This window comes from Nostoc sp., assembly GCF_036917575.1.
Taxonomy (GTDB): domain Bacteria; phylum Cyanobacteriota; class Cyanobacteriia; order Cyanobacteriales; family Nostocaceae; genus Nostoc.
Map to the genome: position 1 here is coordinate 1 of NZ_JBALDC010000051.1, position 14,484 is coordinate 14,484.

The following is a 14,484-nucleotide window of genomic DNA, read 5'->3' on the forward strand; positions in this document are numbered from 1 at the left end:
AAATTGAGAACGTTAATTCGGTACTTTCTGTCCGTTGTGCTTACCTTAATGGAACACTCACTATTTGATGTTTTCGCCAAAGTGGGATGCTCCCGTGGCCATGTTTGCAGATTGTAGAAAAACCACTGATGAGTTATTACAAGACTGGATCGAACGCTATATACTGCTAATTTACATGGGCGCAATTGTATCAAGCATGTATAATCTAATTAATAATATGTAAAAAAATACAGCTATTTAGGAAAAATACATATATCTAACAAAACTTAAAAATTAGGTTTTGTTGAAAAGATTGCAAAATATTTTCAGTCAAGCCAGATTATCTGGATCTATTCCGAGCGCTCTTAATTGTTCCACCAACTTTTGAACCCGTTGTTCTGCAACATCAGCGCGTTGTGATTCTTGTTGAGCACGTTGCGCTTCTTGTTGAGCGCGTTGTGATTCTTGTTGAGCGCGTTGCGCTTCTTGTTGGGCGCGTAATGATTCTTGTTGAGCGCGTAGTGTCTCTTGTTTTACTTGTTCTGCGGGCGTGAGATACCGTTGTCCTTGCTCATCATACCAATACATCCATTCCCGCATTACACCGCAATAATTTCCCCTTTCGCAACCAATTCCCAGTCCAATTTCTGGTAGCCAAACGGGGTTTCCCCCTTGCAGTTCATACTTACCATTAACTAACTTATGTACTTCCAGATGCGGTTTGCGGCGGCGACGGGAGGAATAAATCACGTAATAAAGTACACCTAAAGCCTCATATTCGTTCAATTTAGTAGTGTATTCTTTGCGATAATTTTGGGAAACTACTTCTAGCACGAAAATCGGTACAACGTTTTCATCCCACAGCACATAACTAGGACGCAGTTCCTCATCATAAAACCGCTCTACCTCTAAGCTCAAAAACCCATCCGGTACAATTGGCGGTTTATCGGGGTGATAATAGATACCCATATCTATCGCAAACAACCAGTCCATGCGTTCTGACCAAAGTATCAGCAGGATCGCCTTTAATAAGCCTGGTATCAATTCTTGCAGTTCATTATCCACAGGCGTCTCATCTGAGTCTGGTAGTTCCTCGGCTGAGGGCAAGTACCTTGGCAAGTTGTACTCTAACATGGCTGGTTTTCCCAAAACTCAAAGGATATTTGGCTCTATTTGGCTCAACAGAATTATAGCGATTTCTCCCCTTACAATGTCATTAGTAGTCTGTCTCATTAATCACGAGGCGTGAACGAGTTCGTAGTCAAGACTTTAGTCTTGGTTTTTTAAGCACTTTAGTACTTACTACAAACTCTTAAAATTAGCTTGACAAATTACTACTCTATATAGAGTACTCTACTGACACTAATTGCTAACTTTTAACTAGTAGACAATCTCAAATCTGCCGGAATCATCAGTTAGAAAATTTATTTGATGACTAAGTTTTAACTGTCACAATCCAATTATCTTGATGATGTAATGTTTTGCTTTGACTAAGGGATACCACTTGTGGTATTGAGAAACAGACAAGATTCGACAGATATAATAATTACTAGTTCGTTTGCCGGTTGTGATAGCATTGCATAAGCTAAAGTGTGAGTCTAATCATGAATACAGGCGTTTTTACCCCATAAAGAAAATTGCTTGTGCCGATAAAATTTTGGTAACTCTTAACTATTAATAAATATATCGGTGCTTAGTGCTATTCATGCTTTATATTTAGCGACAGGGTGGTGCAAACAGCTAACTTATGTTCAAAAACTTAGAAAGCAGTGCCCATTGGGAGCAATTCACGCTTTGATACTATCAGCACTTAGTGTAAGTAAAGGTAAAGTTGATATTCAAACGAATAATTTTTGCAAAATTGCGACAGATAAAGACTAAACTAAAAAGTCTTGTGCAGCAAAACCTGTAGCTTTAAATGAAGTAATCATGTCTAAGGTTCTTGTCTCTGATTCGATTGACCAAGCTGGAATTGACATTCTTTCGCAAGTTGCTACCGTTGATGTCAAACTAGGTCTAAAACCAGCAGAACTGATCGCAATTATTGGTGAGTACGACGCGCTGATGATTCGCTCTGGTACGCGCGTCACTCAAGAAATCATTGAAGCCGGCACCCAACTAAAAATCATTGGTCGTGCTGGTGTTGGTGTAGACAATGTGGATGTTCCTGCTGCCACCCGCCGAGGAATTGTGGTAGTCAATTCTCCAGAGGGAAATACGATTGCCGCCGCCGAACACGCGTTAGCGATGATTTTGGCTTTGTCTCGCCACATCCCCGATGCTAACGCTTCGGTGAAACGCGGGGCATGGGATCGCAATAGTTTTGTTGGTGCAGAAGTCTACAAAAAAACTCTCGGTGTTGTCGGTTTGGGTAAAATTGGCTCCCATGTTGCGGCTGTAGCTAGAACAATGGGGATGAAACTCCTAGCTTATGACCCTTTTATTTCTACAGAACGAGCCGAACAAATTGGCTGTCAGTTGGTGGAGCTAGATTTACTCTTCCAGCAAGCAGATTATATCACCCTACATATCCCGAAAACCCCAGAAACTACCCACTTAATCAATGCCACAACTCTGGCAAAAATGAAACCCACAGCCCGGATTATCAACTGCGCTCGTGGTGGGATCATTGATGAAGTAGCTTTAGCAGCAGCTCTGAAAGCGGGTAAAATCGGTGGTGCAGCCTTGGATGTGTTCGAGTCAGAACCACTGGGTGAATCTGAATTGCGATCGCTAGGTAAAGAAATCATCCTCACCCCTCACTTGGGAGCATCTACTACAGAAGCTCAAGTGAATGTGGCTATTGATGTTGCCGAACAAATTCGCGATGTTCTTTTAGGACTACCAGCACGTTCAGCTGTCAACATTCCCGGACTCGGCCCCGATGTGTTGGAAGAACTCAAACCCTATATGCAACTAGCAGAAACTCTCGGTAATCTAGTGGGACAACTAGCTGGTGGACGGGTAGAAGTACTCAATATTCGACTGCAAGGGGAACTCGCAACTAATAAAAGTCAGCCTTTAATCGTTGCTGCCCTCAAAGGACTACTTCACCAAGCTTTGCGGGAACGAGTAAATTACGTAAATGCCAGCATAGAAGCCAAAGAACGTGGAATTCGGGTGATTGAAACCCGCGATGCTTCTATTCGAGATTATGCTGGCACACTGCATCTAGAAGCTACGGGTACTTTAGGTACTCATTCTGTTACAGGTGCTTTGTTGGGTGAGCGGGAAATCCACCTCACTGACGTTGATGGTTTCCCAATTAACGTCCCACCCAGCAAATATATGTTGTTTACCTTGCACCGCGATATGCCAGGGATTATCGGCAAACTTGGTTCCCTACTCGGCAGTTTTAATGTGAATATTGCCAGTATGCAAGTAGGTCGTAAAATCGTCCGTGGTGATGCGGTAATGGCTCTGAGTATAGATGACCCTTTACCAGAGGGCATTTTGGATGAAATTATAAAAGTCCCTGGTATTCGGGATGCGTATACAGTAACACTATGAGTGCTGAGTGCTGAGTAATGAGTGCTGAGTGAATAAAAGTTAGGAGTGGGTAGTGAAGAGTGAGCAGTTAAACCTATGAGTGCTAAGTGCTGAGTAACCAGTGCTAAGTAAAAAAGTTAGGAGTGAATAGTCAAGAGTGAGCAGTTAAACAGGAGAACTCCTAACTCTTAAACTCATAACTCAACACTCAACACTCAACACGGGCTAAACGCCCCGCTTCCGCTAACAGCACTCACGACTCAGCACTCACGACTCAGTACTCACGACTCAGCACTCACGACTCAGCACTCAAAAATGGCAAATACTTGGTGGGAACTAAATATTTTATGTGAGCCAGACTTAGAAGATTCGATCTTTTGGCGACTGGAAGATTTTGGCTGTCGTGGTACAGCTAGTGAAAATAAAGGAAATTCATCTTTAGTCAAGGCTTATCTGCCGACAATTCAAACACAGCTACTAGATTTGGCAGCACTGTCGCTGTGGCTGCGTCAAGATGCTCTGTGTGTAGGAATTTCATCTCCCTCACTACAATGGCAATTAATTGATGAGGAAGATTGGGCGACTAGCTGGAAACAATATTGGCATCCACAAGAAATAGGCGATCGCTTCCTAATTAACCCCGCTTGGCTACCATTACCAGAAACAACCGAACGGTTAGTCATTCGCCTTGACCCTGGTGTAGCATTTGGTACGGGCAACCATGCCACTACTCAGCTATGTTTGGAATCCTTGGAAATGCGGCTAAGTGGAGTTCCTCAATCCTTTGTGGGTAATAGTGGTAAACATGAGCATCTGGTAATTGCGGATATTGGCTGTGGTTCTGGTATCCTTTCCATTGGGGCGCTGCTATTGGGAGCCGAGAAAGTCTATGCAGTAGACACTGACCCTTTGGCGGTGCAATCAACTATCAGTAATGGTGCGCTGAACGACATTATCTCAGAACGTTTACTACTTGCACAGGGAAGTGTAGACGTTTTGACAAAACTAATTGCAAGCCCAGTGGATGGTATTGTCTGCAATATTTTGGCTCATGTGATTATTGAATTGATTCCAGAAATGAGTGCGATCGCTAAACCTGAAACTTGGGCAATCTTCAGTGGTATTTTACTGGAACAATCTAAAGCTGTTGCTGACGCTTTAGAAGAGAATGGTTGGGTTGTTGCTACCTTATGGAAACGAAAAGAATGGTGTTGCTTGAATGTAAGGCGTTCTTAACTCAGTGAATGATGCATTTTAACAGTATTCGACTTAAGTAGAAATAATCAAGTAATGTTTAAGTGATTCAATATAAGGAAACAAAGTCAATAATTTAAACTTTATGTTGTAGGGTGGGCATTGCTCAAAAACTTTTGCATCATTTCAATACGATTAAAAGCAATGCCCATTCTACTAACTTGGCTTTTACCACTGCCCGGAATTATCTTCTTGTTGCAAACCTATTAATTGTCGCCGCTTCCAAGCATAGTGAAGAATATTAATACCTAATTCCTGAGCTGTACGAATGGTCAATCTGGGTAAACTCAAATCTCTATCCAGTCCCCAAGCAGTTGCTAAATCTCCAATTGCTAAAATAATTCCTCCACCAATTAACAGTTTAATCTGTTGTTGATTAACCATTGGCAAAGCAGCAAATAAGAAAGGTTTTGTCCTTAAAGGATGACTCCTTTGTAATTCTTCTAAAGGTCTTAAAGGACTTTCTAATTGTTGTGCTAAGGCTTGAATACTCTCAATTAGAGGATTAGCATTTGTTGGCGCATCAACTAAAAGTACACCACCTAAATTTAAGTAATTTCTGAGAGATTCAAATTCGAGACTATTTAAAGAAATTGCTTGTCCGCCTGTGAGATAAAGGATGTCATAGTCTTGGATATTTTCTGCTAAAGAAACCTGACCTGGTTCATCAGATCCTCGCAAACTTGGGTATAAAGGTTCTACTGCTTGTAACAAATACGAAAGGCTGAAAAAATTACGCGCACATTCGGGATCGCTATGATTCGCCTGCGCCATACATACAAGTGCTTGGGGACGCATTTGTGCCTGACGGCGATAACGCAAATCAATATTGTTATATCCAGGAAAGAAAGCATCCGCAGGTTGGGTAATGTCAGTATGTCCTGGTTGCAGAAGTATTCGACATATTTCTATTTCTGAACTGGCTGGCGTAGAGTTTATTTGGTCAATTCGATAAGTTTCTTGAACAACATCTCTTTGCTGTCCGCGCCGCAATTCATCAGGGTCTACATAGCTAACTACTAAGTAGATCATGAGCGGTTCAGAACTTACAACTTCTAAATCTATAGGAAAATCATAAGAAGTTGGTACAACAATTAGATTACCTGCTAAATCAATTGCAATACCAGGTTGAATTTGTACCCAACGTCCATCTCGATATCTAGCTTCAACTTGGCTTGGAGCAGTCACATCTCGCACGCCTAAACCGCAGACAATTCCTGGTTGATTTAAACTTTGATATTGAGCATTTTGCCGATTACGGTGGTAATCATGGGCTGTGCGCCAGCGTTCTGCATTGATTAATAAACCGTCTGCGGCTTGCAGGCGTTCAAAAGATTTAATTGGTGGGGGTGGGAAAGGATGAGACATAAGTAATTCAAAATTCAAAATTCAAAATTTAAGAAAGGCTCACGCAGAGTCATAGAGAGAAGAAGTTGGAGATTTTATTGATTAGGGGGATTTTCAATAGATAATTCGTATGTACAAAAAGCAGGTTTTTCTTGTTCTATGATTCTTTGGATCAGTTCTTCGTTGATAATGCCACTAGAAATATTTGAACGCAAACGTACTATAAAATGATATGGTTGTCCACCTGCTAAAACGGCATTTCCTAATTGTGCATCTCCAATAATAAAACTTGGGCCAAAAGGTTCTGTAATACTAATATGTTTATCAGCTTCATTAGGTAAATCTTCGTCTAGCGGTAAACCAGTATAAAGATGCAAGTAGAGACGCAATCCTTTACGAGTTCCTCGCCAGCGATAAAGTTCTACAGCTCGGCGAATTAAACGCCGTTGTTGCTGGAGATCCCAAACAGAATCTACTTGCCAAGCAACCCAATGAGCCATAAAGGGTAGTAATGCTTGCGGTGCTGTCAAAGGATCGAGGTTTGCCCACATGACATTATAACTATCAACTATTGGTTGAAAAGCTTGCTCAAATATTTTCATGAAGCGACCAATAAAATCCACTTCCCGATATAAAATTGGCAAGAATTCCATGTAGGCAGTGTAGGGACGGATATATAAATCGAAATACTCGCTTCTTTCAACTTGTTCGTTGTCCGTGCCTGGGTCTATATGTAGAGTAATTAAGCTGCGAAAATTGAGAGTTAGTTTATCTTTTTTTCCAGGAGAAATTGCTTCTTGGTCTTCAAAAAATGTGTCGGGAATTGAGAAGTAGAGGACAGCATCCATTTGTCCACGAGGCGGTATTTCACTGCCTTCTGTACCAATTTGACACCACTGGGATGGAAAGTTTCCTTCAACCCTTAAGTTTACCTGCAAAGGACGCTGTTCTAAGTTTTGCACTTGCACAATCATCTCGCTGGGAAGCCCAGGATGCAAGAGTAAACTACGTCCAGCTACATCCATGTTTTTCGCGTTTGCAAATGTTAAACCTGCCACAGGTAAAGCTTCGGGAATTTGCATTGGCGTTAATTGAATGCGTACAGATGGACTAGAGCGACTTTGAACCATAGGATTGGGGACTGGGGACTAGGGATTGGGGACTGGGGGAGAATAACTACTGACAAATGACAAATGACAAATTACGAATTACGAATTACGAATTATCTGGATGTCGTGATTAGAACGCAGATTTGTGTCAGCCCAAGAACAGATTAAACCTTCCGAGCCTGGGTCAATTAGCTGTTCTGGCGATGGTTGTCGTCGCCAATTTTCTCCTTGCTTGCGGATGGGAAACAGCAAGACGGGGCCTAAATGACGCACGCCTAGAGTTTGTTGCAGTAAAGCTACAATATCTGATGTATAAACGGGTCGCCCAAAGGGCCATCCTTTGCCGTCGATTCCTCCAGTTAATGGATTTAAATATTTATACAGCGATCGCCTTAAATTCCGACGAATTTCTTCTCTGGCAAAAGGGTTATCATAAGCTGGCTCTAAAGCAACTTCTGTTTGTACAGAAACACCTACGTAATTTGGTTCTTCTAATTCTATTTGTACCCCTAATAACCGTCTTTCATCTAAGTAACTCAAAATTTGCTCTTGCAGGGCATTACTGAGGGCAAAATTTTCTGGTGTCATGCCATTGCCTTGGGCGATCGCATCTGTATTGGCGTAAGGAACTACCAGTAAACTAACTATACCAGCTTGTCTTTGAGAATTCGCTGGCAAACAGCGAACACGAGCGATCGCACCATTCCCTCCTTGTTGAGCTAAAACTTCAAAATCTTCAGCAGTGACGGCGCGATCGCGTGTGCGAAGGATGCGGGGAGCCTTGATTACAGCTTGTTCCAGCGATTCGGCATCCGCACCGTTGATTGCTGGTACACGATTGACCACACTAGTAATGTATGGATATGCAGACTTCAAAAACTGGATTGCCCCAGTTTGAACATTGCCTTCTCTACCACCGCCTGTACGATAAGCAACCATCCTAATCTCTGAGCCACGGGGAGGAATTGCGCCGTACTGGTGTTCCGACTGATTGTTTTCTAAGGTACTAGCTTGTACAGATGTGTCATCTAGTGATGGTTGCTGGATTCGCGTTGGTGCAGGCTGCCGCAGGCTTCGCACGTATGTTTGCTGTTTAAGTTGGCTAGGTTCACGAATCAGCGGTCCAAATTGGATTGTACCAGTCAGCGAATCAATGGTGTAATGAAAGTTATGCGCCCCAGAATCAGCAAAATCTCTCACTTCAGTCCACTTCTGAGGCAAACCACCAGCAGGAGTAACTAGAATATACTCATTTTCTCGGCGTTCTAAAATTGGTGCATTTTGTAATTCAAAAGTCTGACCAGGTGTACCATCACTAATTCCTAAGCGCTCATCTTCAATAAAGGTACTGTGACTAGCCCTAACTGTACCGCCAATTGACTGCACTGCTAAACCAGTTATTCGGGGTGGACGATTGTAACCAGATTGATTGGGTTCTGTAGCAATAAAGCTACAACGTAGCCAACGACCCCGGTAAGAGGTAAAGTTGGTCACAGGCCAATTTGACGGTAAATGCAGACGGACATCTGCCCCTTCAGACGGATTACCACCCTGTTCAGCGAGTTCATAAAAACTGAAGCCGCGAGTTTCATCATCTGACTCTTGGAATAAAACTGGTTGCCAATGTTCTCCATCCCAGGCTTCCCACTTCCGAGGCGGTTGATTGGGGTTAATACCAGCAGGCGTAGCTGCGGCTCCTTGAAAAGTAATATCTAGAACATTACCATCTAAGGGATCATCAGAAGCGATCGCTAAATAAAAACAGTTACCAGGCTGAGGTTCTTCTTCAAATATCGATTGTTCATTACCTGTCCAGAAACCGTTAGATTCACGAGTCCATGTACTTGTGACTCTTTCTCGCAGAGATTGGGGAATATCTTCGGTGGTTTGGGCAGTTAAGAAGTGTTGTATGCGCGGGTTGCCGATAATTAGAGGTAAATCTGTACTAAAGGTAATACCTTCTGTGGTTTCAGTTGGAATAGTTGAAGCTTCTAATCCTGCCGGAATAGTGTAGGCTTCAGGTAGTGCAGCACTTAAATAAAAAGTTAATTCCGTGCGCGCTGGGGCGGGAGGTTGGAGACGAATACCCAGTAATTCTAGGAAAGCTACATAATTTTTTCGAGGTACTTGGTTAAATCTGAGCAACATCTGGTCAGTTAACCAAGCAAATAACTCAATTAGCGTAATTCCTGGGTCACTGAGGTTGTGGTCTGTCCATTCTGGACAGTAGCGAGGAATACGCATTATACATTCGTCTACCAAGTCATCAAAGGCGCGATCGTCTAAGTTGGAAGAAGGTAATTTTGGTAGAAAGTCAAAGTTCACGATTCCTCCGCAGCTGAAACCAAATAATAAGGATAAACAAAGCTATAAATATCACGACTGTCTTTGAGTCGATAATTGATGATGATATCCACTCTGCCACGCACAGGGTCGGGATCTGTGAGAACTTCATCAACAATAATCCGAGGTTCCCAAACTTCTAACGCTTCCAAAACATAAAGACGGATTTGCAGCAAGGTTTCGCTATTCAAGGTTGCAAACGCCAGTTCTGACAAGCGAGATCCAAATGTCGGTCGATAAACCCGCTCACCTACTCCAGTGCGAAGGATAATCCAAATAGATTCTTTAACTTTTTGATCTTCACGGCTAAGTTGTATCCCACCTTGCACGCTTAAATGCAGTGGATAAGCCCAACCCGTTCCCAAATATTCTCGTTGACCACCATAAACCATATCTGACACTTAGACAGCTGTTACATGGATATCTTCAAAGATATCGGCACAGAAAGTTTAAGCCTATTCGCCAAAGGTCGAGGTTGAAGAGGCAGGAGGCAGGGGTAGGGGGCAGGAGGTAAAAACATTACTCTTCCTGACATTCACGCTTGTCATTATGTCCTAACCTATATGACTACTGCTATATAACTGGAATTTTGCATAAATTAAAATTCGTAAACGAGTCTTTGATACTCGTGAATGAGTCTTTGATATTCGTGAATGAGTCTTTGATACTCGTGAATGAGTCTTTGATATTCGTGAATGAGTCTTTTTTACTCGCCGACGAGTCTTTGATACTCGTGAATGAGTCTTTTTTACTCGCCGACGAGTCTTTGATACTCGTGAATGAGTCTTTTTTACTCGCCGACGAGTCTTTGATACTCGCCGACGAGTCTTTGATACTCGCCAACGAGTCTTTGATACTCGCCGACGAGTCTTTGATACTCGCCAACGAGTCTTTGATACTCGCCGACGAGTCTTTAATACTCGTGGATGCAGATCAGAATTTCACTTCTCTACCCTGCTACTCCCTTATCCCTTCTACCTCTGCAATCAGCCGCCAATCAAAACAGTGGGATTACCTTTGACAATTTTATTCGGTGGCCCTAATGCTTCTATAATAGTGTCGCCCATACGACAGGCAGGCAGGTTGTTAATCAGCACTGTCTTACTACCGTCAATTACAACACCGGGGCCATGGGGAGGTACAGGCGAGGGTGTGGCACAATTATGAATATCAGCACCTGCCGCAGCAGAAGTAATTGCGCTACTCATGGTAGTTGATGCTGTTGTCTTTGTAGTTTGTTCGGCGGCTAGGGCAGCAGGTGCTGCTGGTGTACCTGCCGCCGCCTTGGTAGCAGTCTCAGCTGCTAAGACAGCTGCATCAGAAGATGTTTTGGCAGATAGCAAAGCCGGTACTGCTGCTGCAAGCACACCTCGCCATGCAGGTAAAGACCCAATAAACACATTGCGACTACCTGGGCCTCCTGTCAATACTGGCGGTAAGGGATGCGCTACATTGTCGGTAATTCTTGCTGCTGGTCTACCCATGACAACCTCCTATAGTGTTTTTCATTACTAAACTATGTTTCGCTAAAAATTACGAATTACGTAGCTTGTTTCTCACGCTAGGCGCGAGTATTACGAATTACGAATTAGTAATTAATTAAGGCGAATCATTGCACCCTTAACTGTAATTACACCTTTGGCAGAGATGTCTATATTTCCAACAGCATCTAATGACAGATTACCTGTTGATTGCACTGAAATAGACCTAGCGATGTCATCCATTTCGATTGTATGACCGCCTTTGGTTTTAATTAATATACGCTTTTGACTATCATTGAGATAGATTGTGTGACCGTATTTAGTTTCTATACGAATACCTGTTTTACTAGTTAGTTTATCTTCATCGATAAACTGTAGAGTATGTCCAACACGAGTTGCAAAGGTGCGTAATCTTACGCCACGTTTTGTAACTGAGTCACGCACCTTTTCCGGTGGTGCATCCTTGCCGTTCCATACTCCGCCAATTACATAGGGACGGTGGATATCGCCATGCTCAAAACCTACTAGCACTTCATCGTCTATCTCTGGTAAACAGTCGAAACCTCTATTTTTCCCTGCTCCCAAAGCTACAACTCTTGCCCAGTCACTTGTATCTTTTTCTGTGAGGGTGGGAAACTTGACTTTCACTCTACCCAATGCCTCTGGATCTTGGTTATCAGTCACAATTCCCACTAATAAAGTCTCAGATGGTTGTAGGCGTTTTTCTGGAGATAGAGTTGTGAATAAGTCACCAGAACGTAGTCCCCGCACGCTGAAATCAGTTTTATAAACACGCTGACTGAAGAGATGGCGTGTTTCTGTAACATAATACTTACCACTATAGCGATCGCCCATACCCTCAAGAGTAACAACTCGCCCCGGTCGAATCTCAGGATTACCCTCTGCGTTGGCATCTGCATAAACAAATTCTCCTCCCAGTTCATCACACAGAGCCTGAGCCATAGTCTTTGCTTGTTTCGCGCTGGCAACTGGTTTATCTACAACAATCATTTCCTGGGATTTCAGATTAGGAAATGCAGTACTAGTACTAGTTCCGAGCTTATTACCTGTCTGGGTTATTTGGTTCTCTTTCTTAGCTGTTTGGGTAATCAATTGTTTTTTCATATAGTCCCAGGCACGTACTTCCACAGAACTTATCTGTTCAGCACTGGTGACGCGAGTACTAAATTTCTTAATATCAACTAGCCATTTTAGTGGTAAAGCCCCCTGAGCTTTTGGTTTGCAAAAATTTATTTTGCCATCTGTAATAAATAGTTCAAAACCAATGCGAGCAGCCCTTTCCCGTAAAAACTCCATATTAGTTTGGTTTTCTTGGAAGACATACTTATGGACTTCGCCACTTAGGTCTATATTGCCAAGTTTTATCCCTACTTCTTTAGCTATTTTTTTGACTATATCGCTATCCCTTTGATTCAAAAAAGAACGATTATAACGACCTCTATGAAGACGATGGGAAATATCATAGCCGCGAACAATGATATCAGCTTCAGATTTTTCATTGAAGTGAACTTCCAGCCCCGTAATTTCGCCTTCAATCAGAATTTTTTCGATATTTTCTTTAAAATTCTGATCTAGAGTAGTACTCTCACTAAAACCTAACTTCACTTTCTTACCAATCTTAAATACCTGCTCATATCGCCAAGGGTTATTTTGTTGACGGTCAGAAGCAGGAATATAGCTATTATGTACTACTAATGTAAACATTGCTGGCAAATGAAGACTTTCTTCTATAGTGATTTGCAGCAAATCTTTCATCAATTCTGAAGAATCGCTTAGTCCTTCTATCTGGATTTTTGGTTCACTTAAATAAAGACTTTGTTTAGCCATAAGTATTATTTTATAAAGATAAAATACTCAGATTTACCTTGAATAATAAATGATTGATAAATTAGTATTTATCGCTTTTTTGACTTTGGTTGATCAGTTTTTCCTACCTTTTGATTTGGCTGACGATCTGTTCCTTTAGAAGCTGATGCTTTTCCTTTAGGAAGGTTGTTTTTATCTACTTCTTGCAAGGATATATCTACCAGTGCTCTAACTGGTGTGCCATCAGTTAGGAACATATTTAAAGTGTAAGTTAGACTTGTGATTACACAATAAAAATACTCTGTTCCCCATGTCAATTTATAAACAGGTGGTCGCTTATCCGGCGAACCTTTAATAGTTTCTACACCTTTTTTAATTTTGTCTATGTACTTTGTCATTACTGACTCTTTCGTTTCATAGGTATCGTAGAGTAACTGTTTAAGTGTGAATTTATAAGGCTCAACGCCAGAAAAGTTAACTTTAGGGAGAAGTTCGGTACCTCTATTACCTTGTTGACTCTCCCATCTAACAGTTCGACTAAAACTAATGTCTGTGGGATTAAACATGAATTCAATATTTGGTGCTTCACCGTTATGAGCTACAAGTTTGGCTTTCTCAAGTTGCGGTTGAGACTTCTGAATAACAATAATTGCTGGACTTGCCATTTGAGTTTTTCTCCTAAAATTATTGAATAGTATTTACCAAGGGAATCGACCTGAGTGACCGCCATGACGCTCTCGCTCAATTTCTATCCGTTGCCGTAATCTGTTATAAATTTCACGAGCTAGAGCTTCAACATCAGCCGTATCATCTTTATCATCTTCTTGAGAAGACGAGGATACGCTCTCTATCGTCTCAGTTATTGGTTCGATTTCTCTAGATATGTCAGGTGGAATGACCTCTCCACCATTAGCAAAGCTTCTAGATGAAGGAAGATGTTTGGCAAAAACTTGTGGTGATTCTGAAACTTGAGAAGATTCATAATTTTGGCTGTTAGATTCCACATCACTAAAGTTGAAGCTAGTGAATTCATCATTATTTCCATTTAGTAAATCTTCTACACTTGACCATTGAGAAGGTGTGTTTGACCATTGAGAAGATGTATTAGTGCTAGGATGTGCTTTTCGGAAAATCAAAGGAGGTGATGAGTATTGAGGTGAAGGTTCACCTATATCACTTGTCTGGTTTTGAAGAGGATTAAGCTGTGGAGAATTGAGACTTGAAAGTTTCTGTTTTCCAATATCCAATCTCAAGGAAGAAGGAATTAAAGAATTAGATATCTGAGGTAAGTGAGTCTCAGCGCTTTTTAGTTGTAATGAAGTGTCTGGAAAAGAATCGACTTTAGTCGGAGTCTCTGGAGAAGTTTTTTCTTCTGATTCTTTAAAATTGGGTGTCTGTAAACTATTTTTCTCAACTTCAGGTGGTGTGCTTACTTCATCATGTGGGGAGGTTGGATTATCTGGGGTATCAACAAAGGTTGATATTTCAGGATTTGTTACCGCAAAGGGAAATTCTGATTCTACTGTTTGTTCATTGTCAATAGTTTTTCTGAAAATACTCGCTGTTTCACCAATTTCCGGTGATGTGGCGCTAATTGTTGGTGTTTCACCAATTTCTGGTGATGTTGTGGAAAGTGGTGCGATCGCTGTTTCACC

The 14,484-nt window shown here is 41.8% G+C and carries 11 protein-coding genes; 2 read left to right on the forward strand and 9 right to left on the reverse strand.

Features of this window, described 5'->3' with window-relative positions:
* Window positions 1-309: 309 nt before the first annotated feature.
* Window positions 310-1,113: a Uma2 family endonuclease gene (locus V7K79_RS15550; protein ID WP_335048908.1), complete on the reverse strand. Its 804-nt coding sequence runs from the start codon at window positions 1,111-1,113 to the stop codon at window positions 310-312.
* Window positions 1,114-1,908: 795 nt separating this feature from the next.
* Here V7K79_RS15550 and serA point away from each other — a divergent pair.
* Both serA and prmA read left to right on the forward strand, forming a co-directional pair.
* The gene (serA, locus tag V7K79_RS15555; RefSeq protein WP_335048909.1) at window positions 1,909-3,489 is read left to right on the forward strand and encodes a phosphoglycerate dehydrogenase; all 1,581 of its coding nucleotides are present in this window, start codon (window positions 1,909-1,911) and stop codon (window positions 3,487-3,489) included.
* A gap of 294 nt (window positions 3,490-3,783) precedes the next feature.
* On the forward strand, window positions 3,784-4,704 hold the full coding sequence (gene prmA, locus V7K79_RS15560; protein ID WP_335048910.1) for a 50S ribosomal protein L11 methyltransferase: 921 nt from the start codon (window positions 3,784-3,786) through the stop codon (window positions 4,702-4,704).
* Between the two features lie 186 nt (window positions 4,705-4,890).
* Here prmA and V7K79_RS15565 read toward each other — a convergent pair whose 3' ends face one another.
* From V7K79_RS15565 to V7K79_RS15600, 8 genes are all read right to left on the reverse strand, one after another.
* Window positions 4,891-6,090 carry a DUF4159 domain-containing protein gene (locus tag V7K79_RS15565; protein ID WP_335048911.1) on the reverse strand — a complete coding sequence of 400 codons (1,200 nt, stop codon included), beginning with the start codon at window positions 6,088-6,090 and terminating at the stop codon, window positions 4,891-4,893.
* Between the two features lie 74 nt (window positions 6,091-6,164).
* Window positions 6,165-7,199, reverse strand: coding sequence for a phage tail protein (locus V7K79_RS15570; protein WP_335048912.1), 1,035 nt, complete (start codon window positions 7,197-7,199; stop codon window positions 6,165-6,167).
* Between the two features lie 78 nt (window positions 7,200-7,277).
* Window positions 7,278-9,503, reverse strand: coding sequence for a putative baseplate assembly protein (locus V7K79_RS15575; protein WP_335048913.1), 2,226 nt, complete (start codon window positions 9,501-9,503; stop codon window positions 7,278-7,280).
* A complete protein-coding gene (locus V7K79_RS15580) occupies window positions 9,500-9,913 on the reverse strand; it encodes a GPW/gp25 family protein (protein ID WP_335048918.1) in 414 nt (137 codons plus the stop codon). Before V7K79_RS15580 ends, V7K79_RS15575 begins: the two co-directional genes overlap by 4 nt.
* Window positions 9,914-10,507: 594 nt before the next feature.
* A complete protein-coding gene (locus V7K79_RS15585; RefSeq protein ID WP_335048914.1) occupies window positions 10,508-11,005 on the reverse strand; it encodes a PAAR domain-containing protein in 498 nt (165 codons plus the stop codon).
* A gap of 111 nt (window positions 11,006-11,116) precedes the next feature.
* Window positions 11,117-12,850, reverse strand: coding sequence for a VgrG-related protein (locus V7K79_RS15590; protein WP_335048915.1), 1,734 nt, complete (start codon window positions 12,848-12,850; stop codon window positions 11,117-11,119).
* 68 nt (window positions 12,851-12,918) lie between these two features.
* Window positions 12,919-13,494, reverse strand: coding sequence for a CIS tube protein (locus tag V7K79_RS15595; RefSeq protein WP_335048916.1), 576 nt, complete (start codon window positions 13,492-13,494; stop codon window positions 12,919-12,921).
* Window positions 13,495-13,527: 33 nt separating this feature from the next.
* Window positions 13,528-14,484 (reverse strand): hypothetical protein (locus tag V7K79_RS15600; RefSeq protein WP_335048917.1); only part of this gene is annotated, 957 nt, incomplete at its 5' end.